Source organism: Streptomyces termitum (assembly GCF_014650175.1).
In the GTDB taxonomy this organism is placed as follows: domain Bacteria; phylum Actinomycetota; class Actinomycetes; order Streptomycetales; family Streptomycetaceae; genus Streptomyces; species Streptomyces termitum.
On the sequence record NZ_BMUL01000009.1, the window covers coordinates 137886 to 160953 of the forward strand.

The following is a 23068-nucleotide window of genomic DNA, read 5'->3' on the forward strand; positions in this document are numbered from 1 at the left end:
CTCCCCCGAAACACGCGGACGCGACGGAGCCCGCCCCCGGTGCGGGGGCGGGCTCCGTCGCGTCGCTACGTCCTGAGGGTCCGTCAGGCGAGGACCACCGGCAGGTCGAAGAGGTCGTTCTGGGTGACGACCGGCCTGTTCCGCAGCTCCTCGCGCGGCACGGCCAGCCGCAGCCCGGGGAAGCGCGCGTACAGCGCCGGCAGCGCCACCGACGCCTCCAGGCGGGACAGCGCCGCACCCGGGCAGACGTGCGGGCCGTGCCCGAAGGCGATGTGCCGGTTCGGCGTGCGGGTGACGTCGAAGTCGCCCGCCGTCTCGCCGTGCTGGAGCTCGTCCCGGCCGATCGCGCCGTGCGACACGATCAGCGCCTCGCCCTTCGGCAGCACCCGGTCGCCGACCTGGATGTCCTCACGGGCGAACCGGATCAGCACGTGCGAGGTCGGCGTCGACCAGCGCAGCGTCTCCTCGATCGCGTTCTCCCACGGCACCTCGCCCTTGAGGACCCTCTCCCGCTGCTCGGGATGCGTCTCCAGGGCCACCACCGCGTTCACGATGAGACTGATCGTCGTCTCGTGACCGGCCGCCACCATCAGCTGGAGGGTGTTGGTGATCTCCTCGGTGGTCAGCCGGTCGCCGCCCTCCGACGCCTCCAGGAGCGCGCTCGTCAGGTCGTCGCCCGGCCGCTCCTTCTTGCCCGCCACGATCCCGGCGAAGAGGGCGCCGAGGTCCGCCATCATCTGCGGCACCTCCTCCGGCGGCGTCTGCGTCGAGAAGAACTTGTCGAACAGCGCCTTCATCCGCGGGTGGTCCGCCGCGTCCACGCCCATCAGCTCGCCGACCACGTTCATCGGCAGCGGGTAGGCGAACTCGGCCTTCAGGTCCACCGTCTCGCCCGCCGGCCGCTCCGCCAGCCGGTCCAGCAGCCCCGTGGTCAGCGCCTCGATGCCGGCCCGCAGCCGCTCCACCCGGCGCGCGGTGAGCGCCTGCGCGACCAGGGTGCGCAGCCGCCGGTGCTCCTCGCCGTCCACCGTCAGCATCGACCTGCCGGGGTTGGCCAGGCCGATCAGCGGCCAGTCCATCGGTATCTCGCCGCGCTGCCAGGCGCCCCAGACCTCGATGTCCTTGACCAGCCGGGCGTCGGTGAGCAGGGCCCGCGCCTCGGCGTGCCGGGTGACCGCCCAGCAGGGCACGCCGCCGGGCAGCACCACGCGGGCCAGCGGACCGGCCTCGCGCAGCCGGGTGCTCTCGCCGACGAGGTCGCCGACGAGCGGGTCGAGGACGATGGCCTCGCCCCCGGGGGCGGAGTGGTCGATGGGGCAGCTCATGCGTTCCCTCCAAGGGCGGGGGTCGGGGTGTAGGTCACGGGGAGCGCGGTCAGGCCGCGCAGCCAGGGGGAGGGGCGCCGGGTGAGCTCGTCCGCGCCGACGGCGAGGTCCACGTCCGGCAGCCGGTCGAGGAGGACCTCGATGCCGGTGCGGGCGATGGTCTCGGCGACCTCCTGGGCCGGGAACGGGCAGCGGTGCTCGCCGTGCCCGAAGGAGAGGTGGGCGTTGTTGCCGCCGGTGAGCGCGCCGGCGTCGGTCCGCACGTGCGGGTCGGCGTTGGCGGCGGCGAGACCGAGCAGCACCAGGTCGCCGCGGCCGATCGCCCGCCCGCCGAGGTGGGTGTCGCGCGAGGCCCAGCGCCCCGCGACGTTCTGCGTGGGGGTGTCCTCCCACAGCACCTCGTTCATCGCCTCGCCGACGCTGTGCCGGCCGCCGGAGAGCGAGGCGGCGAACCGGTCGTCGGTCAGCATCAGCCGCAGCGAGTTGCCGATCCAGTCGGCGGTGGGCTGGTGCCCGGCGGCCAGCATCACCATCAGGTCCTGGGCGACCTCCTCGACGGTGAACCCCAGGGTGTTGCCGAGCATCCGCGAGGCGACGTCGTCGCCCGGCGCCGCCGACTTGGCCGCCAGCAGCGCCCCCATCGACTCGGCCAGGTGGCGCTGGCCGGCCAGCGCGCCCTCGGTGCCGTTGATCATGTCGTTCAGGGCGGTGACCAGCGCCGGGCCCTCCTCGTCGGAGAAGCCGTAGATGCTGGCGAGGACCCGGACCGGGAGCAGCGTGGCGTACTCGGCGACGATGTCGCAGGAGCCCTTGGCGCAGAGCCGGTCGATCAGCTCGTCGGCGAACCGCTCGGCCCGGCTCCGCAGTTCGAAGGGGTCGACGGCCTCCAGGGCGGCCGAGAGCACCCCGGCCCGCTCCCGGTGGCGCTCGCCGACCGTGTACAGGATCGACGGCTGCTTGCGGCCGATCATGGGCAGCAGCGGCCAGTCGGCGGGGATGGCGTCCCACTGGTTCCACAGGTCGGAGTCGCGCGAGAAGAGCACCGGGTCGCTGGTGACCTGGTGCAGCTCGCGGTAGCCGAGCACGAGCCAGGCGGGCACGTCGCCGTCGAGGACGACGGGGGCGACGGCCCCGTGCTCCCGCCGGATCCGCCGGTACAGCTCGACGGGGTCGGTGTGGAAGCGGGGCCCGCTCAGCGGGACGGGCGCGGGCGCGGGGGCGGTCACGGGGGTGCTCACGGGGCGGGCTCCGGGATGGGCCGCGGAGCCCCCTCCGGGGCCGCGGCGACGACGTTCTTGAGGTGCTCGACGAGGGCGATGAGGACCTGCTTGCTGGACTCCCGGGACCGGGCGTCGCAGAAGACCAGCGGCACCTCGTCCGCGAGGTCGAGCGCCTCGCGGATCGCCTCAGGGCCGTGCGCGGCCCCGCCGAAGTCGTTGCAGGCCACGACGAACGGCGTGCCGTGGTGCTCCAGCCGGTCCACGGCGTACCACGAGTCCGCGATCCGGCGGGTGTCGACGAGGACGACGGCGCCCAGCGTCCCGGAGAACAGCCGGTCCCACAGGAACCAGAAGCGCTCCTGGCCGGGCGCGCCGAACAGGTACAGCACGTTGCGCTCGTCGAGGGAGATGCGGCCGAAGTCGAAGGCGACGGTGGTGGCCGTCTTGGCGGCGACGCCGACGGTGTCGTCGATGCCCTCGCCCGCCTGCGACATGGTCTCCTCGGTGTTCAGCGGACGGATCTCGCTGACCGACCGCACCAGGGTGGTCTTGCCGACTCCGAAGCCGCCGACGACGACGATCTTCAGTCCGTTGTCGGCGGTGCTGCTCAGGGTGCGGTGCTGCGGTTCAGAGGTTACGGAGTCCAACGAGCACCTGCTCCAGGATGTCGTGATCGGGAAGGCGGTACGAGGTGGGGCGGGGGTGCCGCGCGCTGATCCGGCCGGTGTCGTGCAGGTCGGCCAGGAGGATGCGGGTGATCGACACGGGCAGTCCGAGCCCGGCGGCCACCTCCACCACGGCGGTGGGGAAGCGGCACATGCGCAGGATGGCGGCGTGCTCGGACTGCATCCCGGGGACCGGGTCGCTCTCCGCCACCACGAGGGTGACCACGTCGAAGGCGGTGGACCCGGAGCTGCTGCGACCGCCCGTCAGGGTGTAGAGGCGGTCGGGGGAGTCGTCGCGACCCGGCCTGACGCGGCTCATCCCCGCGGCCTCGCGACCAGGTGCTCGCCCAACTGCTCGACCAGCTCGGTCATGTTGTGGCCGACCAGCCCCGCGTCGGCGTCCTCGGCGGCGACGAGCGCGAGGTGGGCGCCCTCCCCGGCCTCCACGATGAACAGGATGCCGCCGTAGAACTCGGCCATCGCGGAGCGGACCCCGCCGGTGCCGTCGCCGAACTCCACGGACGCGCCGTGCGAGAGGCTCTGGATGCCCGCGGCGATGGCGGCGAGCTGGTCGGCCTGGTCCACGGAGAGCCCGGTGGTGCGGCAGAGCTTGAGCCCGTCCCGGGAGAGCACGAGGGCGTGCCGGGTGCCCGGGGTCCGTTCCAGCAGGCCCTCCAGGAGCCAGCTGAGCTTGTCGTCGGTGGTCGTGCCGGTCATCGGGGGTTGCCTTCCGAATGAGGGTGGTCCGAGGACGGCGTGGTCGGTCCGGCCTGCGGGGGGAGTGCGGTGCCGGGGTCGGGGGCACCGGGGTCGGGAGCGGTCTGCGGCGTCCCGTCCTGGCGGCCCTCGGCGCCGCGCACGGCCCGGTGGAAGCCGCCGAAGCGGGCCGAGGCGCGGGCGGCGTCGCCGGGGCGCGGTCCGGTCGGGCGGGCCGGGTTCTTCCCGGCCTCCTGGTGCGCGGCGAGGGTCCGGCCGCGGCGGCGGCGCGGCAGCAGCGGACCGGCCTCGGCGCCGCCGCCCTCCCCGGCGTGCCCGTGGGCGGCCTCGGGCTCGGGCGCGGTGGCCGGCGCGGGGGCGGGCTCGGCGGTCCGGGCGGCCGGGATCCGGGGGGCCGGAGCGGCCGGGGCGGCGGGCGCGGGGGCGGCCTCGGCGCCCCGGGAGACGATCTCCTGGGGGATCATCAGGACGACGCCGGTGCCGCCGCGGGCGGACGGCCGGAAGGAGACCGCCAGGCCGTGCTTGCGGGCCAGCCGGCCGACGACGTGCAGGCCGAGGCGGGTGCCGGAGAGCCCGGCCAGGTCCTGGCCCTCGGCGGAGACGGCCGTCTCCGCGCGCCGCAGCTGGACGTCGCTCATGGTCAGACCGCTGTCCTCGACGGTGATGACGACGCCCGCCGGGACCTCCTCCACGTAGACGTGGACCTCGGCGCTGGGCGGCGAGAAGTTGGCGGCGTTGTCGAGGATCTCGGCGAGCGCGTGCATGACGCCCTCGGCGGCGTGCCCGGCGACGGCGGCCTCGCACTTGGAGTGCAGGCGGACCCGCTGGTAGCCGGCGATGCGGCCCATGGCGCCGCGCAGGATCGACTCCATGACGATGGGCCGGGCCCAGCGGCGGCCGGAGCGGGCGCCGGTGAGGACGGCGACGGAGTCGGCGAGCCGGCCCGCCTGGGCGGTGCGGTGGTCCAGGTGGAGCAGGTCGGCGAGGACGTCCTCGGCCGCGTGCCGGTGCTCCATCTCGCGCAGGTCGGCCATCATGCTGGTGGCCAGGGCCTGCATCCGGCCGGCCGCGTTGGCGGCGGCGGCGAGGGCGGCGGAGCGGGCGGACTCGGCGCGGCGCAGCCGCTGCTCCAGTCCGGCGGCGGTGGCGGCGTGGCCGGCGGCCAGCCGTTCGGACTCGGCGCGCTGGGCGCGCACGAGCGCGTCGGCGCGGGAGGCGTGCTCGGCCGCCGCGGCGGCGGCCTCGGCCTCCAGGCGCTCCTTCAGGGCCGCGGCCTCGCGTGCGGCGGCGGCCGCGCGCTGGGTGGCGTAGGCGTCCTGGGAGGCGACCTGGGCGGCCAGCCGTTCGGCACGCTTGGTCAGGAGGCGGGTGGTGCGCGCGTACCAGGTGACGGCGAAGGCCGCCGCCGCGAGGAGGAGCACACCGCAGGCGGTGAACCAGCCCAGCGGGGAGCGGACTCCGGCCGGGGCGGCGCTCGTCGCGGCGGCGGTGAGGGCACCGCCCGCGGCGAGGGTCAGCAGGGAGGCGATCAGGGCAGGGCGGTACGGGGTGGGCGACGCCGACATCAACCGGACTCTCGAGAGGCAGGCACAGGAAGGTTCGGAACGACCGCACTATAGAGGCGTTCTTGATCGGTTTGGAACTCACCCTGATCGGTTTGCCAAGCGGACTCACACAAAAGCTTCCAAAAGGTGGCGTGGATTCCGGATGAGTACGTCACAGCAGGTCACCGGCCCCATCCGCCCCGTCCGGCGGGCAGAATGACGGACCGTGGGAAAAGCGACGGAACGGAACCGCGCGGCCCCGCCCCGAACACCTCACCGCCATCCGGCCCCACCCGGAGGGCGGTTCACCCGAAGTTCACCTTTCATTCGCCCGCCACGCTCCCGTCGCACGCCCACCACGCCTTCCTCGTACGCCCGCCCCCGCTCCTCCGCCCGCCCCCTCGCGGCCCGCCGCGTCCCCCTCGTACGTCCGTCACGTCCCGTTCGTACGCCCGCTCCTCCCGGGAGGTCCCCCGTGCAGTTCCCCGCCACCGGCCGGCGCGTCCTCGTGACCGGCGCCTCCCGAGGGCTCGGCCGCGCCGTCGCCCGCGCCTTCGCCGCGAACGGCGACCGGGTCGCCGTCCACTGCCACGAGCGCGCCGAGGAGGCCCGCGCCACCCTCGCCTCCCTCGACGGCACCGGCCACGTCCTGGTCCGCGGCGACCTCGCCGACCCGGCCGGCGCCCTGGAGGTCGCCGACGCCGCCCACACCGCCTTCGACGGCGACGGCGACGGCGATGGCGACGGTGGCGTGGACGTCCTGGTCAACAACGCCGCCGTCAACCTCCGCCACCCCCTCGCCGAGACCCCCTACGAGGAGTGGGTGGAGACCTGGCGGCGGCACGTCTCCGTCAACCTCCTCGCCACCGCCCACCTCAGCCACCTCGTCGCCCGCCGGATGATCGACCGGGGCACCGGCGGACGGATCGTCAACATCGGCTCCCGGGGCGCCTTCCGCGGCGAACCCGACCACCCCGCCTACGGCGCCACCAAGGCCGCCGTCCACGCCCTCGGCCAGTCCCTCGCGGTCTCCCTCGCCCCGCACGGGATCGCCGTCGCCTCCGTCGCCCCCGGCTTCTTCGCCACAGAACGGGTCGCGCCCCGCCTCGACGGGCCCGAGGGCGCCGCGATCCTCGCCCAGAGCCCCTTCGGCCGGGTCGCCGCGCCCGAGGAGATCGCCGGGGCCGTCCTCTGGCTCGCCTCGCCCGCCGCCGAATGGGCCTCCGGCACCGTCCTCGACCTCAACGGCGCCTCGTACCTCCGCACCTGACGCCGGGCCGGGGCGCGCGCACCGGCGCGCTCCGCACGACCGGCTCGAACGCGTGCCGCCCGCGCGCCTGCCCGAAAGGATGAACGGCGGGCGTCGGCGGCGTTTCGTCCCCGTCCCGCCGTCACCCTGCTGACGTGCGTAGACAGCGCGAGACCACGGTCCCCGCCCAGCGGGATCCGCACCGGGACCGGCCCGCCGCCCGGCCGCCCAGGACCCCCGCCCCCGCCGCAGGACCGGGACTGCGGGACCGTGCCCGGTACTGGGTCGACCGGACCGTGGTGCGCGGCGTGACGGTCCTCGTCGGCTGGCTGGCCCTCGCCGGGCTCGCCGTCGTCGCCCCGGCCAGCGCCCTCCTGGTGTGGACCGACCGGGGCTCCCCGGCCACCTTCCAGGGCAAGGTCGCGACCATCTGGCGGACCGTCGGCCAGACCCTCCGCCTCGGCGGCGAGGTCGGGCCGCCGCTGCGGATCGCGCTCTCCGTCTTCCTCGCCCTCGTCTCGCTGCTGTACGTCTCCACCCTCGTCGGCATCATCACCACCGCCATCACCGACCGGCTCACCGCACTCCAGCACGGCCAGACCACCGTCGTGGAGCGCGGCCACACCGTCGTCCTCGGCTGGTCCGAGCAGACCCCCACCGTCGTCGCCGAACTCCTCGCCGCCCATGTCCAGCTGAGGCGCGGCGCGGTCGTCGTCCTCGCCGACCGGGACAAGGCGGAGATGGAGCGGGAGCTGCGCGACGCGGTCCCGGCCCGCTGCCGCGTCCCGCTGCTCTGCCGCCGGGGCCGCCCCTCCGACCCCGCCGCGCTGGCCCGGGTCACCCCGGCGGCGGCCCGCGCCGTCCTCGTCCTGCCGCCGGACGCCCCCGGCGCGGACGCCCGCGTCGTCCGGGTCCTCCTCGCGCTCCGGGCGACCGTGGGGGAGCGCTGCCCGGTCCGGGTGGTGGCGGCGGTCCGGGACGGCGCGCACCTCCCGGTCGCCCGGCTGGCGGCCGGCCCCGGCGCGGTCGTGCTCGACGTGGACGACCTCGCGGCCCGGCTCCTCGTCCAGTGCGTCCTGCACCCCGGTCTCGCGCCCGTCCTGGAGGACCTCCTCGACTTCGCGGGCGCGGAGCTCCACACCCTCCGCCCGCCCGGCCTCACCGTCCGCCGCTACGGCGAGCTCGCCGCCGCCTGCCCCGACGCCTGCGCCGTCGGGATCGTCCGGGGCGACGGCACCGCCCACCTCAACCCGCCCCCGGAGACCGAACTCCTCCCGGGCGACGCCCTCGTCGCCCTCGCCGAGGACCACCGGGCCGCCGTCCCGCCCCCGGCGCCCGCGCCCCGGGAGCCCGTCGCGCACACCGCGCCGCCGCCCCCGGTGCCGTACCCCCGCAGCGTCCTGCTCCGGGGCTGGAACGAGCGGGGCGCCCGGGTCGTGGAGGGGCTGACGCGCAACGGCGTGACGGTGGTCCGCGACGACGGCACCCGCGCACCGGAGGCGTACGACGGGGTGGTGGTCCTGGCCGGCCCCGACGGCTCCGGCGGGGACGCGCCCGACGCCGACGGGCCCGCCCTGGTCGAGCTGCTCCGGCTGAGGGACCGGGAGCGGCGCTCCGGCCGCGCCGTGCCGACCGTCGCCGAGCTGACCGACGCGCGCAACCGGCCGCTGGCCCCGGCCGGCCCCCGCACCGACCTCCTCGTCACCGGCCGCCTGGCCGCCCTCCTGATGGCCCAGGTCTCCCAGGACGGGCACCTGGCGGCGGCCTTCGACGCCCTCTTCGCCCCCACCGGCGTCTCGGTACGGCTCCACCCCGCCACCGACTTCGTGCCGCCCGGCACCGAGGCGCCCTTCGCCGCGCTCGTCGCCTCCGCCGCCCGGCACGGCACCAGCGCCATCGGCTACCGGGCCCGGGACGCCGCCCTGCCGCGCCTCAACCCGCCGAAGCGCGAGACGCGCCGCTGGGACCGGGGCGACGTCCTGATCGTCGTCGGCGGCACGCACCGGCCGGAGTGACCCCGCCCCCCGGCCCCGTCGAGTTGCCGATTTTCGCAATTGGCGACACCGCTCATACAATCGGAGCGTGAACGAGAACCTGCCCCCCTGCCCCGCCTGCTCCGGCGTCTACACCTACGAGATGGGCGCCCTGCTCGTCTGCCCCGAGTGCGCCCACGAATGGCAGCCGGCCGGGGACGCCGCCGACACGACCGCCGACGGCCCGAAGGTGATCAAGGACGCGGTCGGCAACGTCCTCACCGACGGCGACACCGTCACCGTCGTCAAGACCCTCAAGGTCAAGGGCAGCCCCAGCGGCATCAAGGCCGGGACCAAGGTCCGCAACATCCGCCTCGTCGACGGCGTCGACGGCCACGACATCGACTGCAAGGTGGACGGCTTCGGCCCCATGCAGCTCAAGTCCAGCGTGGTCAAGAAGGTCTGACGCCCGCCATGGCCAGGACCGCGCCGCTCTACCAGTTGAAGGCCGAGTTCTTCAAGACGCTCGGCCACCCCGTGCGCATCCGCGTCCTGGAACTGCTGAGCGAGCGGGAGCACGCCGTCTCGGAGCTCCTCGCCGAGGTCGCCGTCGAACCCGCCCACCTCTCCCAGCAGCTCGCCGTGCTGCGCCGGGCCAACCTCGTCGTCGCCCGCCGCGAGGGCTCCGCCGTCCACTACGCGCTCACCGACCCCACCGTGGCCGAACTCCTCGTGGTGGCCCGCGCGATCCTCTCCGGCGTCCTCGCCGGACAGGCCGAACTCCTCGCCGACCTGCGCGCCACCGGGCCAGGACCGGCGGCCTCCTAGGTCCTGTCTGGGGTTCGGGTCATGAATGTGGTGCGATGCTGCGGAGCCGGAGCATCGCACCACACGGGTGGCGCCCGGTCCCGTAGCTCTGCGGGGTCTTGTCGAAGCGGGTCGCTGTGCCGCGCCGACCGGCCGCCAGGCGGATCCTGGCGGTCGACCCACCCCGGGAACACCCCGGTTCAGCAGCCCTCAAACGGGCGCGGTGCCGTCGGCGGGCCTGGCGCCGTTCGGCTCGCTCACCGTCGCCGGACCACCCCTCTCACGGCTCTCGTTCCTTCGCGCTGCCCCCCTTTTCGGATTCGACAGCCGCCTCCAGGGCCACCAACCGCCCCGCATCGAGGATCACCCCTACGGCGTGATGGTGGGCCCGGGACGTCACGAAGTCCACCCTGACCAGGCCCAGGCCGGGAGAGCGACGGCCGGGCCCCGGCACCGCACCGGTCGGCGGGCGCGGCGGACGACCGGCGCCGAGGACAGCGGACCACGAGACGATGCCGGGCAACAGCCGGCACGATCAGGCCGACGACGGTCAAGACGCCCCGGAGACCGCACCGATACACCGACCAGCACGACCCCGGGCAGCGGCAGACCACGACCAGGTCGGCGGAGACCGGGGCGCACGGCGTCGAGCGGCGGCGGACGCACGGCGTCGAGCGGCGGCACGGGGCGGGGGCGACGACCGGGCCGGGTGGGCGCGCGGCCCGGGGGCCGGAGCCCCCCCCGGAGCCACTCAGGGCCGCCGCCCCCCGCCGTCTCACGACGGTGAGGGGCGGCGCACCGTTTCCGTCGAGCGGTCAGGCGTAGGTGTAGAACGGGGTGTGGTCCAGCATGTCCGCGGGGGTCGTGGCGGGGAACGGCGGCATGGTCTCGTTCAGGTCGATCACATCGGGCGTGCCCCCGGCGGGGAGGTACTTGGCGCTGGTCGGGTGGAGCGCCTGCCAGTCGGCCCAGAGCTTGTCGACGAACGCGTGGTGCAGCCAGAACACCGGGTCGTTCGGGGAGACGCTGGACTCCATCTGGCCCCAGACCCAGGTGTGCACGCGGTTGTGCATGCTCATGTACCCGGACGAGCCCTCCAGCGTGGCGCGGAACCCGGCCGAACCGTCGCGGAACGGGGCGGAGTCGTAGACCGGGATGGCGAGCGCGGAGTCGACCTCGGACTTCGTCGGGAGCGTGGAGACGCGGTAGCCGAGGTTGCGGGCGAGGAACTCGCGGCTGTCGACCTGGACGTTGATGTTCCAGTTACCGGTGGAGTAGGCGAAGGGGCCGTCCATCACCTGGTCGTCCAGGGGGCGGCCGGTGCCGCCGAGGAAGTCAGGCGCCCAGAGGGAGGAGGCGACGGTGTTGTCGGTGGTCCAGTCCCAGTAGGGGATCGACACCGAGGGGTCGAACTTCTGGAGGTGGAGCTCGAAGTCGATGAGGAACTTGCGGTGCCAGGGCAGGAACGACGGGCCGAAATGAGCCACGTAGACACCGGAGTTCATGTCTATCGAGAACCGGGTGCGGTGGGTGGAGACGAACTCGTCGTACACCCCCTTGCGCTTCATCCCGAGGACGGCGTCGACGAAGGCCTTCTTCTCGGAGGCCGTGAGGTTCGCCTGGTTCTTGCGTACGGTCATGGTCGGTGCTCCCGGCTCAGGCGATGGGGTCGAACGGGACGACGGAGGCGCCCTTGAGGGAGATGACCGCGGTGCGCGCGGCGTCGAGCGGGGTCGCGAACCTCTCGTAGTGGTTGATCGAGCTGCTCCAGCCGCTCTTTCCGTGCTGCATCACGTGGAGGTCGCGGCCGTCGATCGACACCCGGTAGACGGCACTGTGCCCGGCGTGGGCATGGGCGTGGGCGTGCGCCTCGGCGGGCGCGCCCTGGATGCGGCGCCCCTGGAAGACCTCGTCGAAGGGCGCGGGCCCCGCGGCGGAGCCCGGCGCGGGAGCCTTCTCGTCCCTGGGCGCGGCCGACACGGTGCCCGTGGACGCGGAGGCCATGCCGACGAGCGCGATGCTCGCGGCCGCACCGGTGGCGGCTCCGAGGGCCTGGCGGCGAGTGGGTCTGGACATAGCTGAAAATCCCTCCAGAACATGGCTGAGGCGGCCTCTCGGGTGGATCGGGGCCGCCTCGGCCATGTCTACACGGGGAGCGATACCGGCAGAAGAAGACCGATCATGGTTGGCTCTCTTACGGACACATCTGCGCAGGTCGCCGGGGTGTCGCGAGGGTGTCGCGGGGGTGTTGTCGGGGCAGTCCGCGCTCCAGGGGTGCGGGGCATGGAGGACTTGACCGCACATTGCGCCGAAAATGTGCCCTGCCTGTGAAGATCTTTCGGCCTGCGACGGAACGCCGCACGCTGCGGAAGTGGTTTAGACCTGCCCGAAAATAGCCGTTTCGATCTGTATCTTTATATGGCTTTTGGTGGGGATCAGAGGAGTGGGGTGGGCGCGATGCGGTCGCCGCCGACCCCCGGCTGTCATTCCGCAGGCCCCGCCCCGTAATGAGCTGTTCCTCTCCCCGCCCACCTGCGAGGATGCGGGGCCGACAGCCCGGCGACCACCGGGCCGCTTCGCGTCGGCCGCGCGCTTCCGGGGAGGACGTGCGGCCGCGCACCCGCGCCGCGCCCTGGGAGGAGAAACATAGCCCGCGTTCTCGGGGGAGGGGCCGAGACGAACACCCGCACCCCCGCTTAACCGATCATTCAGAACGATGTTCTGAGGTGTCCCAAGCGGATGATGCTGCAAGCGAGTTGGAGCAAGCCGAGGTGGAGGCCGGCGCGTATCTCGTAGCGGGTCCGTAGCCGTTTGAACTGATGGACCCAGGCGAAGGTTCGCTCCACCACCCGGCGGGTCCCGCAGATGTGCGGGATCGCGTCCAGCAGCGGCATCAACTGCGGGACATCATGACGGTTTCCGCCGGTCAGGGACACCGCAAGGGGTGTCCCCTTCCGGCCGGTGATCAGGCGGTGCTTGCTTCCCGGACGGGTCCGGTCGACCGGCGAAGGTCTGGTGTGAGCCCCCCTTTGAAGGCCCGGACGTGTGAACCGTCGACCGCCGCGTCGTCCATCCCCAGCAGTCCCGCCTTGCGCAAGTCGGCCAGCAGAACCTCGTGCAGACGCGGCCAGACTCCGGCTTCGGTCCAGTCCCGCAGCCGCCGCCAGGCCGTCACACCGCTGCAACCGATCCGCTCTGCGGGTACATCGCGGCCCAGCTCACCCCCTTGCGCAGCACGTAGACGATGCCGCGCAGGGCGGCCCGGTCATCCGCCGGACAGGGCCTGGGGAGTTCCCTTCGTACCGGCCCCGCCGGGGTCCGCCCCTCCTTGGACGATACGGGGGCGGCGCCCCGGCTTTCTCGTGTCATCCGCCCCTACGGCCCCCGCGCCCGGCCGGAGCAGACTCTCCGCCGTCCCACCCGACGACCACGAGGGAGCTCCGGCATGACGGTGCAGCAGTACGACGGGATCGGCGAGGCGTTCGAGGGCTTCAAGGCCCTGCCGCTCACCCGCTACGGAGAGGTGCCCAGCGTCCTGGCCCTGATCGGCGACGTCACCGGCCGGTCGGTGCTCGACCTCGCCTGCGGCACCGGCTTCTACGGCCGCGAGCTGAAGCGGCGCGGCGCCGCCGACATCCTCGGCGTCGACATCTCCACCGAGATGATCGCCGCCGCCCGCGCCATCGAGGACCGCGCGCCGATGGGCCTGCGGTACGAGGTCGGCGACGTCGCCGAACTGGCCCCCGTTGAGCGCCCCTTCGACCTGGCGCTGGCCGTGCAGTGCCTCAACTACGCCCGCGACGAGGCCGAGATGGAGCGGATGTGCCGCAACATCCACCGGAGCCTGGTGCCCGGCGGCACGTTCTGCGTGTTCGCGCAGAACCCGGACTACGCCTTCGACTGCGCCACCCTCGACACGTACGGCTTCCGCTGCGAGCCGACCGGCGAGGAGACCGGCACCGGACCCGGCGTGCGGGTCACCGCCCTCCTCGACCCGGAACCGGTCAGCATCGTCGCCGCCGCGCCCCGCCGCGACGTCTACGAGAGGTGCCTCGCCGCGGCCGGCTTCCGCGACCTGGAATGGGTGCCGCTGCACATCTCCGAGGAGGGACTCGCCCGCTACGGCGAGGAGTTCTGGGCCGACCTCCTCGCCCACCCGCCCCTCGAACTCCTCCGCTGCCGGGCCTGAGCCCCCGCCCGCCGTCCTCAGGAGAGGGCGGCGGCCTCCCGGATCGCGCCGGCCACCTCGGCGCGCGGGGCCGCGAAGGGGGCGGCGCCGCGCGGCGCCGCCACGGCGGTGCCCGGGCCGCGCGGCAGCGGGACGGTGACCTCACAGGCGATCGCCACCCGCTGCCGCTGCCCGCCCGACGGCTCCCGGGTGCGGCGCACCCGCACCGTCCCCGCGGCGGGCCGCTCGAAGCCGGCGACCAGCCGCGGCAGGGTCGTCTTGCCACGGCCCGAGGGCCCGACCAGGACAACGAACTCGCCCGGCGCCACGCTCGGCGTGACGTCCTCGACCGCCACCGCCACCGCCACCGCCACCGCCGCCACCGCCGCCACCGCCGCCACCGCCGCCTTCGCGGAGCCGTACCGGACGCCGACGCCGACGAGTTCGACGTCCGCCGTCACGTCCTTCGCCACGTCCGTCTTCACGTCAGTCTTCACGTCCGCCGGTCCAGCGGGCGCCACGGGACAGCTCCTCCACGGCGAGCGCCTTCTCGAAGACCGCGCGCTCGGGCACCGCGTCGATCACCTTCTGCCCCCGGAGGAAGACGGCCGCGTCCCGCAGGTTCCCCGCCGGCGCGCCGGGCTTGCCGGGCGTCCCCGGGTACGCGGGCCGCCGCCCCGCGCTACGCGCCCCCGTGCTCCCGCAGTTCGGCCAGCAGCTCCGGGGCGACCGCCCGCAGGATCGCGGCGACGTCGGCGGGATCGGCCGCCGCCCACAGGACCCGCCGCGCCGCCCGGTACTTGGCGGCCAGCCGCTCCCGCGACTCCGGGGCGAGCCCGGCCGCCCGGTCCCGGCGGCTGTTGTGCGCGTTGTCGGTGATCTTCACGAGGACGGCCTCGGGATCCCCGGCGATCCGCCGGACCTTCTCCTCGTAGGGCACCCCCGGATCGTTCGTGACGGCCTCGACGACCCGCACCACCCCCGCCGGGACACCGGCCGCCCGCAGCGCCCCGGCCGTCCACGCCGTGTCCTCGACGACGTCGTGCAGCAGCCCGGCCATCACCGCCGCCTCCCCGAACGCCGTGAGCCCGGCGGCCACGGCGCGCACGTGCTCCACGTACGGCACGCCGTTCTTGTCGGTCTGCCCGGCGTGCGCCCGGGCGGCGAGTTCGTCCACTTCGGCGAGGGTCAGCATGCCCCCATCATCGCCCGGCGGCGGCCGGGACCGCCCGCCCACCCGCCACGCACTGTTCACAGAACACCGGAATTCCCCTGCGCGCAGCGCCCGTTGGCACCTGCATGACTCTCGGCGTGACTCTCAGCTCGTCCACCCTGACGCTCCCCGTCGACACCCTCGTGGAGCTCGCCCACGAAGCCCGGGACGCCGGGCTCCACTCCGCCTGGTTCGGCCAGACCTTCGGCTACGACTCGCCCTCGCTGGCCGCGCTCGTCGGCCGCGAGGTGCCCGGCCTGCACGTGGGCACGTCCGCGATCCCCGTCTTCGGCCGCCACCCCCTGCTCGTCTCCAGCCAGGCCCAGACCGCCCAGGCCGCCACCGCCGGCCGCTACCACCTCGGCCTCGCCCTCGGCCGTGTCCGGAAACTCCCGCCTGGCCCGCGACGCCCGGCACGCTCCCCCAGAGGGGGCACCCCCAGCCGCACCGGCCGAGATCCCCAGTACATCCAGTACGGGGGATCACGGCCGGCACGCCGAGAGCACGCACCGGACGCCGCAGGCCGCGCCCTCCGGGCGCACGGCAGGACTTTCCGGACACGGCCCGGCACCCGCCACCTCACCGAGACCGGCTTCGGCCTCCCGTACCAGCGGCCCATCGCCCTCCTGCGGGAGTTCCTCACCGCCCTCCGGCCCCTGCTCGACACCGGCGAGGCCGACTTCCACGGCGAACTGCTCACCGCGACGACCCCGCTCCCGGCGGCGGTTCCCGGCGCCCGGCCGCCGGTGCCCGTGCTGGTCGCGGCCATGGGACCGCAGGCCCTGCGCGTCAGCGGTGAACTCGCCGACGGCATCCTGCCGTTCCTCGCCGGACCCCGCGCGCTCGCCGAGCACATCGTCCCCGCCGTCACCGGGGCCGCCCGGGCGGCGGGCCGCCCCGCGCCCCGGATCGTCGCCCTGGTCCCCGGCGCGGTCACCGCCGACCCGGAGGCCGCCCGCCGCCGCGCGGCCGACGTCCTCGGCTTCTACGAGACGATCCCGTCCTACCGGCGCGCCCTCGCCCTCTCCGGCGTCGACCGCGCCGCCGACCTGGCGGTCCTCGGCGACGAGGAGGCCGTCGCCGCCGAGGTCCGCCGCTACACCGACGCCGGCGCCACCGAGGTCGTCTTCACCGCCACCGACCTGGGCGGCGAGGCCGACCGCCGCCGCACCTGGAGCCTCCTGGGCGAACTCTCCCGCGCGCGGTCGGCCGCACCCCCCGCCTGAACCCGCCGCGCGCCGGCCCCCGGTGGACGGATCCGCCGGGGGCCGGCGCGGGCCTCACTCCGACGGGCCGCCGACCGGTCCGCGCTCGCGCGGGATCCGCTCCCCGGCCTCGACCGCCACCGGCAGCCGGTTCTCGGCCGGCGGCAGCGGGCAGGTGGCGAAGTCGGTATAGGCGCAGGGCAGGTTGACGGCCCGGTTGAAGTCCAGCACCACCGCGTCACCGGGCCCGGAGACGTCCACCGCCAGCGACCGGTTGGCCGCGTACGTGGTGACCCCGGAGGTCGCGTCGGTGAACAGCACGGTGAGCGTGCCGGGCGCGTGCCCGTTGAACGCCGTCAGCGCGAACTCCCGCCCGTCCAGCCGGAACACCACCCGGCCCGGCGCGTCGTACACGTGCCGGAGCCCCTCGACGGACGCCCCGACCGTGGTCGGGCGCGGCGCCTCGAAGACCTCGTACCGCCCCTCGACCACCCAGCGGGGATCAGGGGCGTACGCGGGCGTGCCGGTGAACGCGGTCCGGGCGGGGTGCCCGGGGTGCCGGGGGCGGATCACGTCGTGGCCGCCGCGCTTGGCGACCTCGATCACCGTGTCCTCCCAGACGGCGTCCACGCCGCCGCGCTCCGGAACGACCCCGAACAGGTGCCGGCCCCGCACCGTCTCGCTCCCGACGACGAGCTCCGTCCCCGCGTCGAGCTCCACGACGACCCCCTCGGGCCCCGTGGACCACCGGCCCGGCGCCCCGGAGAAGGTCTGCGGCTCGTCGGAGAGCCAGTGCAGCGCGGTGATCGCGAGCCAGCCGTGCGGGTCGGCGAGCCGGGCGTCCCGCTCGCGGTGCCAGCTCTCCCACTCCTCGGCGAAGACCGCCGGATCGGGGACGGCGGGGGCGGGTGCGACAGGGGTCTCTTCGATGGACATGGGTCTCCTCCGGAGGCGGGACGGGGGCGTGGAGCGAGGCCACCAGGAGGGCGCCGGCGACCCTTCGGGCCGAGCGCGGGGGTGGGCTGACGCCGGGTCGGGGCCTCGGTGTCAGCCGGAACAGGCCATGGTCGTCACGCGCACATAATCCACGTGTCGGCGCGTGACGAGCGGGCTCATGGCCCCAGCAAAGCACAACTCCCGTGCTCAGCACCAGAGAAGGCCGCCGGGCGCGCGACTCGTGACCTTGCGCCGACCCGCATGGAAAGGTGGGGTTGTGGACAGGACGACGCGGGCAGGTTTGGAGCGTCGCCCGGCGGGAACTGTCGGCCGGTCAGTGCCGGAGGCGACGTCCGTCGGACCGTCAGGCCGAGGCGAGACCGAGACGAGAGGGAGGTGCAGTGACCGTGAACCTGCGCACTGTCGGGCTTCCGGAGTTGTGGATGCCCCATCCGCTGCGGGTCAACCCGCATCTGCCCGGCCTGCGGGCCGAGAGCGAGACCTGGGCGCGCGAGATGGGCATGCTGGGAGGCGAGGAGGGACCGGGCGGAGGCGCCATCTGGACCCTCGCCCAGTACCGGGCCATGACGGTGGACCTGCTCACCGCATGGACCCTGCCCGACGCCTCGCCGGCCGCGCTCCGCCTCAACCACCGCTTCAACATATGGGCTCTGGCCTGGGACGACTACTTCGCCCACGCCTTCAAGCGCAACGGCGACCTCCAGGGCGCCCGGGAGTTCACCGACCGGCTGCACGCCTTCCTGCGCCCGGAGGAGGGCGCCCTCCTGCCGGAGCCGGTGAACGCCGTGGAGCGCGGCATCGCCGACCTCCAGCGCCACCTGTACCCGCCTCGACTGGCCCACTGGCGCGAGGAGTTCAGCCTCGCGCTGCGCCGGTACGTCGAGGCCGGCGTCGAGGAGCTGGCCAACAGCAGGACCGGCCGGGTGCCCCACCTCATCGACTACGCGCCGTTCCGGCGGGAGAGCTTCGCCGCGCACACCGCGCCGTACTCCGTCGAACTCTCCACCGGCGCCCGAATACCCGAACGGATCCGGCGCAGCCGTCCCGTCCGGGGCCTCATGGACGCCTTCATGGACGTCATGGGCCTGGCGAACGACGTCGCCTCCTACGAGCGGGAGGTCCACGAGGAGCACGACGTCAACAACCTCGTGGTCGTCATCGGCACCTCCCTGAGCATCCCCATCCGGCAGGCCGTCCCGGCCGCCATCCACCTGGTGAACGCCCGCATGCGGGACTTCGAGCGGTTCCGGCAGGAGGACATCCCGCCGCTGGCCCGCCGGGCCGGCCTGGACCACGACGAACGGGCCCAGCTCGACACCTGGCTCTCCGGCGCCGCCGGCTTCCTCTCCGGTCTCCATGCCTGGTACACCGGCGCCCCCCGCTACGTCCCCGCCGACCCGCCCTTCCACGAGGAGCCGGGCGAGGCCGGGGAGACGTACCGGAGGGGCACCGGCGGTCATGTGCCGGTGCCCCCCTCGGCGGTCGGCTACGGCGTGGACGCCGAGCCGTGACGGGCTCACCACCGCAGCAGGGCCCGCAGCCGCGCCCACCATGAGGCGGGCGCGCCGTTCGCGGCGGACGGCTCCGTCTCCGGCGCCTCCTCGGGCATCCCGGTCTGCTGCGGCGGCGGAGCCGGCAGCGGTGACGCGAACTGGTGCGTCCGGGGCGAGCGCGGCGCGAAGGTGACGGGCAGCGCCGTCAGGTGCCGCGCCCAGGTGGAGGAGCGCCAGGTCAGCTCCGACTCGGGCACCGCCAGGGCGATGTCGGGGAGCCGGGTGAGCAGGATGTCGATGCCGGTGTCGGCGATGATGCGGCCGATGTCCTGCCCCGGGCACTCGTGGCTGCCCGCGCTGAAGGAGAGGTGCGCGCGGTTGTGGTGCACGGGCGCGGACGGATCCGGACGGACCGCCTGGTCCACGTTGCCCGCGGCCAGCCCGAGCAGGAGCATGTCGCCCGCCCGGATCTGCTGCCCGCCGATGGTGGTGTCCCCGTTCGCGTACCGGGACGGGCACACCATCAGCGGCGGCTCGTCCCACAGCACCTGCTCCACCGCCTCGGGCAGGGTCATCTGGCCGCCCGCCAGCGAGCCGCGGAAGCGGGGGTCGGTCACCACCATGCGGAGCACGTTCGACATGAGGTTGGCGGTGGTCTCGTAGCCGGCGAGGAGGACCAGCCGCAGGTGGTTCACGACCTCGTCGTCGGTGAGGCCGGCCGGGTGGGCCAGCAGCGCGGAGGCGATGTCCTGCCCCGGCGCCACCCGCTTGTCGCGGACGAGCTGTTCGAGGCTGGCGATCACGAAGGCGTTGCTGGCGAGCGAGGTCTCGGTGGCCTTGAAGAGGTCGCGGGCGGCCTGGACGAGGCGGGGTGCGGCCTCGTCGGACATGCCGAGCAGGTGGATCAGGGTGAGCATCGGCAGGTGCTCGGTGAAGCGGTCGACGAGTTCGGCCTGGCCGCGCTCGCAGAAGGAGTCGATGAGCTGGTGGGCGAAGCCGTTGATGCGGCGGCGGATGCCCCGGTGGTCGAACTGGTCGAGCGAGGCGGTGACCGCGCTGCGCAGCCGCTGGTGCTCCTCGCCGTCCGCGCACACGCAGTCGGGGCGCCAGCCGATCATGGGCATGAGGGGCGAGGTGGCGGGGTCGATCTCGCCGGTGCTCCAGCCGTGCCAGACCCGGGGGTCGCGGGAGAACTGGGTGGAGCGGGTGGCCACGTCGCGGTTCTCGGTGTAGCCGAGGACGAGCCAGGCGCGGACGTCGCCGTCGAGGAGGACGGGCGCGACCGGGCCGTGCAGGGCGCGCAGTTCCTCGTACAGGCTCATCGGGTCGGTCTCGGCGGCGGGGCCGTACAGCCGGGCCGTGCCGTCGGGTCCGGCGGCGGCGTGGGCCGGGCAGCCGGGGGGCGGGGCGGGTGCGGCGTGTCGCGGGGAGTGCCGCGGTGCGTGCTCGTGGGCGGGGAGGGTCATACGGTCTCCTGGGCGGCGAGGGTGCACAGGTAGACCATCAGCGAGAGCAGGGCGTCCCGGCAGGACGCCCGGTCGCGCGCGTCACAGGTGACCATGGGGACGGACTCGCTGAGGGCCAGGGCCGTGCGCAATTCATCTACGGGGTACTGCGGGGCCTCGGGGAAGGTGTTGACGGCCACGACGAAGGGGACGCGGCGGTCCTCCAGGCGGGTGATGACCTCGAAGCAGACTTCGATCCGCCGGGTGTCGACGAGGACGATCGCACCGAGCGCGCCCTCGAAGATCCCGTTCCACAGGAACCAGAACCGCTCCTGTCCGGGGGTGCCGAACAGGTAGAGGATCAGCTCCTGGTTGATGCTGATCCGGCCGAAGTCCATGGCCACGGTGGTGGTGTTCTTGCCGGAGGCGCCGGGATTGTGGTCGATCCCGACGCCCGCCTGCGTCATGGTCTCCTCGGTGGTCAGGGGCGGGATCTCGCTCACCGCCCCGACCATGGTGGTCTTGCCGACGCCGAAGCCGCCGACGATGACGATCTTGACTCCGCGGGCGCCGTGCGGCAGCAGCATGTCGGTGGCTCGGGGGCCTGCCGTGGCCAGGTCAGAGTCTGCGTAGTCCATGGATCACCGCCTCCAGTAGGTCGCGGTCGGGGAAGGCCGCGACGGGCACAGGTGCAATCGCCTCGACGTGTCCGTCGTCGACGAGCTGGGACAGCAGGACGGTGACGACGCTGAACGGAAGGCTGAGGTAGGCCGACACCTCGGCCACCGAGAGCGGGTAGTGGCACATCGTGAGGATGGCCGCCTGCTCGGGCTGCATCGACGGATCCGGCGCGGATCGCGTCGCGATGAGGGTGACGAGGTCGAAGGTCTTGGCCGAGGACCCCGTGCCGCCCGTGATGACGTAGAGCGGTACGGGAGTTCCCTCGTCCCAGGGCGAGGAGTGCTCCGAGGTCACATCGCCTGCCGGACGTCTTCACGCGGGGGACTGGTCATGTGCCGGCCGATCCTGACCACCAGCGTCCGCATCCGGTCGCCGAGCAGCCCCGCGTCGACCTCCTCGTCGGCGAGGACCGCGAGGTACGCCCCCGGTCCCGCCGCCATCAGCGAGAAGTACCCGCCGTCGGCCTCGATGCCGACCATGTGGGTCGAGCCGTCGCCGTGCGGGAACATCTTGGCGATGGCCCGCGCCAGGCTCTGGATGCCGGAACAGGCCGCGGCGATCGCGTCGGCGGTGTCGGAGGCGGTGTTCGCCTGGCCGATGCACAGACCGTCCGAGGAGAGGACGACCACGTGCCGCACGTGGGGGACGCCGCCCACGAGCTCCGTGAGCATCCAGTCGATGTTGGGCAGTGGCTGCATGTTATTCGACCTCATCAGACGGATCGCTGTACGAAGGGGAGGAGGTGGTGCCGGTGCGCTTCTCACCGTTGAACGCCTCCCACATGAGCCCTGGTTGGCGGGTGGGGGTCCGGCGGGTGGGGGCGGCGGGCTCGGGGCCGGTGCGGACCACCGGCGTCGGGACGGGTGATTCCCGGCGCCGGCGGGGCAGGCCGTTGAGCGTCGTCCCGAGGTCGGGGCCGGCGAAGGGGTCGAGGACGGCCTCGGACACGGGCGAGGGTAGGAGGACCGGTGCCGGCGGCGCCGGCGGTACGGGCGGCGGCGGGGGCACGGGGGCCGGGGCGGGCGCCGGGGCCGGCGGGGGCACCGACGAGGGCGCGGGGAAGGGCCGGGACGGGACGCCCGCCCGCTTCCTGGGGGGCTCGGGGGTTCGCACGACGGGCTTCTCCACCGTGGTGATCAGGCGCCGGGGCACGAGGATGACCGCGCGCACGCCGCCGTAGGCGGAGGTGCGGAGGTCGACCTCGCAGCCGTGCTCGCGTGCGAGCCGGGCCACCACGGGCAGGCCGAGCTGCGTCACTTCGCCGACTCCCGCGAGGAAGGTGCCCGAGGAGGCCTCCGTCATGACGCGGGAGATGCGCTGGCGGACCTCCTCGGTGAGTCCGACGCCGCGGTCCTCGATCTCGATAGCGATGCCGGAGGGCACCTCGATCGCGCTCACCTCGACGGGGGTGTGCGGCGGGGAGAACGACGTGGCGTTGTCGAGGAGCTCGGCGAGCAGGTGGATGAGCGGCTCGGCGCCGGGGCCGATCACCGCCGCCTCGGTGACCGACTGGAGCTTCACGCGCGGGTAGTCGACGATGCGGGACATGGCGCCCCGGAGGACGTCGTAGAGGGGGATGGCCTTGGACCACTGCCGTCCGGGGCGGGCGTCGCCGAGGACCGCGATGCTGGCCGCGAGGCGGCCGATGAGCGCGTTGCGGTGGTCGATGTCCTGGAGGCCGCGGGCGAGCACCAGGTCCGTGCCGTGGACGATCTGCATCGTCCGCAGGTCCTTGGTGAGCTGGTGGACGATGGCCTGGACGCGGCGGGCGACGGCGACGAGGGCGCGCTGGGAGGAGTCGCGGGTGTTCTCCTCGGCCTCCACGGCCTGGAGGAGGGTCCGCAGGGCGCCGCGCAGCGCGTCGGCGAACTCGTCGTCGAGGTGGTCGCCGAAGGAGACCGAGTGCATGATCTCCGAGGAGGGGTCGCCCTTCTGGAGCCGGGCGACGGCCGCCGGCAGCAGTTCCTCGGCCATCCACACGGCGGTGGTGCGCTGGTCGGCCAGGCGGCCGAGCAGCGCGGCCTCGCGCCGGGCGTGGGACTCGCGGGCCTCGGCCGAGCCCCGGACGTGCCGGGCGGCCTCGGCCGTCCGGGTCAGGCGCACGGCGACGGCGGCGCTGCCGAGGGTGAGGGAGACCGCCGCGAAGCCGTACCAGGCGACCGGTGTCCGTATCTGCGCGGGTGCGAAGACGAGCCCTATGGCGAAGAGTCCGGCCAGAACCCCTGGCGGGATGAGCCATACCGGGGCCCCCGCACCGGGCCGGGCTCTGGAAGGTGAACCTGCGCGAACCATCAACGGTGTCCCTCAACGGTCGGGAAACGAACGGACTGAAAGTGGTGCGGCGCGCCGAGGGGAGGCGAAAGGCGGCGATCGACCGCACCGCACGCCGTGTCCCGTCGGCGCCTG

General features: G+C 74.2%; 23 protein-coding genes and 1 pseudogene. 7 read left to right on the top strand and 17 right to left on the bottom strand.

The features are described from left to right. Nucleotides 1-83 precede the first annotated feature (83 nt). Genes IE219_RS18635 through IE219_RS18660 form a run of 6 tightly spaced genes read right to left on the bottom strand, consistent with a single transcriptional unit; the run spans nucleotide 84 to nucleotide 5492 of the window. Nucleotides 84-1325: a cytochrome P450 family protein gene (locus IE219_RS18635; RefSeq protein ID WP_189978802.1), complete on the bottom strand. Its 1242-nt coding sequence runs from the start codon at nucleotides 1323-1325 to the stop codon at nucleotides 84-86. Further along, nucleotides 1322-2563, bottom strand: coding sequence for a cytochrome P450 (locus IE219_RS18640; protein WP_229849852.1), 1242 nt, complete (start codon nucleotides 2561-2563; stop codon nucleotides 1322-1324). The genes IE219_RS18635 and IE219_RS18640 overlap by 4 nt, the downstream gene beginning before the upstream one ends. Continuing rightward, nucleotides 2560-3192 (bottom strand): GTP-binding protein, encoded by a 633-nt coding sequence (locus IE219_RS18645; RefSeq protein ID WP_189978804.1) that lies wholly within the window; start codon nucleotides 3190-3192, stop codon nucleotides 2560-2562. The genes IE219_RS18640 and IE219_RS18645 overlap by 4 nt, the downstream gene beginning before the upstream one ends. After that, nucleotides 3173-3529: a DUF742 domain-containing protein gene (locus IE219_RS18650; protein WP_189978806.1), complete on the bottom strand. Its 357-nt coding sequence runs from the start codon at nucleotides 3527-3529 to the stop codon at nucleotides 3173-3175. Before IE219_RS18650 ends, IE219_RS18645 begins: the two co-directional genes overlap by 20 nt. Beyond that, nucleotides 3526-3927, bottom strand: a complete 402-nt coding sequence (locus IE219_RS18655; RefSeq protein ID WP_189978808.1) for a roadblock/LC7 domain-containing protein — start codon at nucleotides 3925-3927, stop codon at nucleotides 3526-3528. The genes IE219_RS18650 and IE219_RS18655 overlap by 4 nt, the downstream gene beginning before the upstream one ends. Continuing rightward, nucleotides 3924-5492 carry an ATP-binding protein gene (locus IE219_RS18660; protein WP_189978809.1) on the bottom strand — a complete coding sequence of 523 codons (1569 nt, stop codon included), beginning with the start codon at nucleotides 5490-5492 and terminating at the stop codon, nucleotides 3924-3926. The genes IE219_RS18655 and IE219_RS18660 overlap by 4 nt, the downstream gene beginning before the upstream one ends. Before the next feature lie 454 nt (nucleotides 5493-5946). Here IE219_RS18660 and IE219_RS18665 point away from each other — a divergent pair, with 454 nt between their 5' ends. From IE219_RS18665 to IE219_RS18680, 4 genes are all read left to right on the top strand, one after another. Next, entirely contained in the window at nucleotides 5947-6741 is a 795-nt protein-coding gene (locus IE219_RS18665; RefSeq protein WP_189978812.1) for an SDR family NAD(P)-dependent oxidoreductase, read from the top strand. A 134-nt stretch (nucleotides 6742-6875) separates the two neighbouring features. Further along, complete coding sequence (locus IE219_RS18670) at nucleotides 6876-8735, top strand: CASTOR/POLLUX-related putative ion channel (RefSeq protein WP_229849853.1); 1860 nt, start codon at nucleotides 6876-6878, stop codon at nucleotides 8733-8735. Between the two features lie 67 nt (nucleotides 8736-8802). Then, complete coding sequence (locus IE219_RS18675; RefSeq protein ID WP_189978814.1) at nucleotides 8803-9159, top strand: zinc ribbon domain-containing protein YjdM; 357 nt, start codon at nucleotides 8803-8805, stop codon at nucleotides 9157-9159. 8 nt (nucleotides 9160-9167) lie between these two features. Next, nucleotides 9168-9521, top strand: a complete 354-nt coding sequence (locus tag IE219_RS18680) for an ArsR/SmtB family transcription factor (RefSeq protein WP_189978816.1) — start codon at nucleotides 9168-9170, stop codon at nucleotides 9519-9521. Nucleotides 9522-10315: 794 nt separating this feature from the next. Here IE219_RS18680 and IE219_RS18685 read toward each other — a convergent pair. From IE219_RS18685 to IE219_RS18695, 3 genes and pseudogenes are all read right to left on the bottom strand, one after another. Further along, a complete protein-coding gene (locus tag IE219_RS18685) occupies nucleotides 10316-11140 on the bottom strand; it encodes a tyrosinase family protein (RefSeq protein WP_189978818.1) in 825 nt (274 codons plus the stop codon). Between the two features lie 16 nt (nucleotides 11141-11156). Then, entirely contained in the window at nucleotides 11157-11576 is a 420-nt protein-coding gene (gene melC1, locus IE219_RS18690; RefSeq protein WP_189978819.1) for an apotyrosinase chaperone MelC1, read from the bottom strand. 632 nt (nucleotides 11577-12208) lie between these two features. After that, nucleotides 12209-12869 (bottom strand): annotated as a pseudogene (locus IE219_RS18695) (IS5 family transposase). A 76-nt stretch (nucleotides 12870-12945) separates the two neighbouring features. Here IE219_RS18695 and IE219_RS18700 point away from each other — a divergent pair. Then, nucleotides 12946-13689, top strand: coding sequence for a class I SAM-dependent methyltransferase (locus IE219_RS18700; RefSeq protein ID WP_189978821.1), 744 nt, complete (start codon nucleotides 12946-12948; stop codon nucleotides 13687-13689). A gap of 17 nt (nucleotides 13690-13706) precedes the next feature. On the opposite strand, the gene IE219_RS32445 is transcribed toward IE219_RS18700, so the two are convergent. Next, nucleotides 13707-14165 carry an ATP-binding cassette domain-containing protein gene (locus IE219_RS32445; protein WP_308434027.1) on the bottom strand — a complete coding sequence of 153 codons (459 nt, stop codon included), beginning with the start codon at nucleotides 14163-14165 and terminating at the stop codon, nucleotides 13707-13709. Nucleotides 14166-14350: 185 nt separating this feature from the next. Further along, nucleotides 14351-14863 (bottom strand): HD domain-containing protein, encoded by a 513-nt coding sequence (locus IE219_RS18710; protein WP_189978823.1) that lies wholly within the window; start codon nucleotides 14861-14863, stop codon nucleotides 14351-14353. A 104-nt stretch (nucleotides 14864-14967) separates the two neighbouring features. Between IE219_RS18710 and IE219_RS31815 the strand changes: the two genes are divergently transcribed. Continuing rightward, a complete protein-coding gene (locus IE219_RS31815; protein WP_229849854.1) occupies nucleotides 14968-16107 on the top strand; it encodes a TIGR03564 family F420-dependent LLM class oxidoreductase in 1140 nt (379 codons plus the stop codon). Between the two features lie 54 nt (nucleotides 16108-16161). Here IE219_RS31815 and IE219_RS18725 read toward each other — a convergent pair whose 3' ends face one another. Beyond that, on the bottom strand, nucleotides 16162-17022 hold the full coding sequence (locus IE219_RS18725) for a DUF1684 domain-containing protein (RefSeq protein ID WP_189978825.1): 861 nt from the start codon (nucleotides 17020-17022) through the stop codon (nucleotides 16162-16164). Nucleotides 17023-17429: 407 nt separating this feature from the next. Here IE219_RS18725 and IE219_RS18730 point away from each other — a divergent pair, with 407 nt between their 5' ends. Then, on the top strand, nucleotides 17430-18554 hold the full coding sequence (locus IE219_RS18730; protein WP_189978827.1) for a terpene synthase family protein: 1125 nt from the start codon (nucleotides 17430-17432) through the stop codon (nucleotides 18552-18554). 5 nt (nucleotides 18555-18559) lie between these two features. On the opposite strand, the gene IE219_RS18735 is transcribed toward IE219_RS18730, so the two are convergent. Genes IE219_RS18735 through IE219_RS18755 form a run of 5 tightly spaced genes read right to left on the bottom strand, consistent with a single transcriptional unit; the run spans nucleotide 18560 to nucleotide 22954 of the window. Continuing rightward, complete coding sequence (locus IE219_RS18735) at nucleotides 18560-20002, bottom strand: cytochrome P450 (protein WP_189978829.1); 1443 nt, start codon at nucleotides 20000-20002, stop codon at nucleotides 18560-18562. Then, on the bottom strand, nucleotides 19999-20619 hold the full coding sequence (locus IE219_RS18740; protein ID WP_189978831.1) for a GTP-binding protein: 621 nt from the start codon (nucleotides 20617-20619) through the stop codon (nucleotides 19999-20001). The genes IE219_RS18735 and IE219_RS18740 overlap by 4 nt, the downstream gene beginning before the upstream one ends. Continuing rightward, nucleotides 20600-20956, bottom strand: a complete 357-nt coding sequence (locus tag IE219_RS18745; protein WP_189978833.1) for a DUF742 domain-containing protein — start codon at nucleotides 20954-20956, stop codon at nucleotides 20600-20602. The genes IE219_RS18740 and IE219_RS18745 overlap by 20 nt, the downstream gene beginning before the upstream one ends. After that, the gene (locus IE219_RS18750) at nucleotides 20953-21360 is read right to left on the bottom strand and encodes a roadblock/LC7 domain-containing protein (RefSeq protein ID WP_189978835.1); all 408 of its coding nucleotides are present in this window, start codon (nucleotides 21358-21360) and stop codon (nucleotides 20953-20955) included. The genes IE219_RS18745 and IE219_RS18750 overlap by 4 nt, the downstream gene beginning before the upstream one ends. Nucleotide 21361: 1 nt before the next feature. Then, on the bottom strand, nucleotides 21362-22954 hold the full coding sequence (locus IE219_RS18755) for an ATP-binding protein (protein WP_189978837.1): 1593 nt from the start codon (nucleotides 22952-22954) through the stop codon (nucleotides 21362-21364). Between the last annotated feature and the right edge of the window lie 114 nt (nucleotides 22955-23068).